The organism is Bartonella sp. CL71SXKL, from assembly GCF_042194935.1.
GTDB lineage: Bacteria > Pseudomonadota > Alphaproteobacteria > Rhizobiales > Rhizobiaceae > Bartonella.
Genome location: NZ_JBHINI010000098.1, coordinates 1 through 829, shown reverse-complemented (window position 1 = coordinate 829; position 829 = coordinate 1). Strand labels below are relative to the sequence as shown.

The window sequence follows — 829 nt, the reverse complement described above, 5'->3', positions numbered from 1 at the left end:
AGACACCTGTTCTTTTACCATCAACATCCGCTGCTTGATTAGTAATATGATCGGCTGCGTGCCCAAACTTTTTATCGTTGTGAGTTGACCGGTGCTTAGCATTAGTCACTTCACGCAACATTTTCATATACTGATCTGCTCCAGCTTTAGTAATTTTGGCTTGTTGATCTGGTGTCAAATCGGTCGAGATCATCTTGACTTTGTTCAGCCAGGCTTCTAGAAAGTCATCCATTTCTGCATACTCTGCCATGCTATGCACCACCCTTTGTCTTCCTGGATAGAACCAGAATGTCGTAAGAATTATACATATCATCATTTGGCGAATATTGAGCAATGATGTATTCCTTGCCGTCTGCTAGTTTGCACCGAAGCTGATCATGTAGACGCTTATCATGGTGTACCGCAATTGTGGTGGTATATTCCATATCCGTACCAGCCGCTAAATAGCGTTGGTTCATGGTTTGATTAACATTAGCGTAATGCAAACTAAAGTCATCAACGAAGGATGGAACATTTACCCCCTGTGCGTTTTCCTTAAAACCATCGTGACCGAAGTGCGCTTTGTTCCGCATCTGATAAGGTTGATAGTCATATTTACGATTGTTGGGTCGGCTTAAAGCCATCTTCAGTCACCTTCCCATCTAGATGATTAAGCATCATCTGTAAACCTTTAGACGAACCGGCTGATAAAGTCCGGTCATAGTACAACTGAGTTGCCAGAGTGTACACAGTTCGCTTGAACATCGGATCCTTTTCAAAAACTTCAAGCGACGTTTTTGAATCGACCGAATCCTGGACGAATGCTTCAGACTGATTCACTAAACTGGTA

The 829-nt window shown here is 42.7% G+C and carries 3 protein-coding genes; all 3 read right to left on the bottom strand.

Going from position 1 to position 829, the window contains the following annotated elements:
* The coding region (locus tag ACFILA_RS09680) for a hypothetical protein (protein WP_375661143.1) at window positions 1-250 on the bottom strand (250 nt) is incomplete at its 3' end.
* 1 nt (window position 251) lies between these two features.
* Window positions 252-623, bottom strand: coding sequence for a phage head closure protein (locus ACFILA_RS09675; RefSeq protein WP_375661142.1), 372 nt, complete (start codon window positions 621-623; stop codon window positions 252-254).
* Window positions 595-829 (bottom strand): hypothetical protein (locus tag ACFILA_RS09670; protein WP_375661141.1); only part of this gene is annotated, 235 nt, incomplete at its 5' end. The genes ACFILA_RS09675 and ACFILA_RS09670, both read right to left, overlap by 29 nt.

What these genes read in the sequence shown, in the direction of transcription:
- ACFILA_RS09675 (WP_375661142.1), bottom strand. Translation starts at nt 623, where the DNA reads ATGGCTTTAAGCCGACCCAACAATCGTAAATATGACTATCAACCTTAT.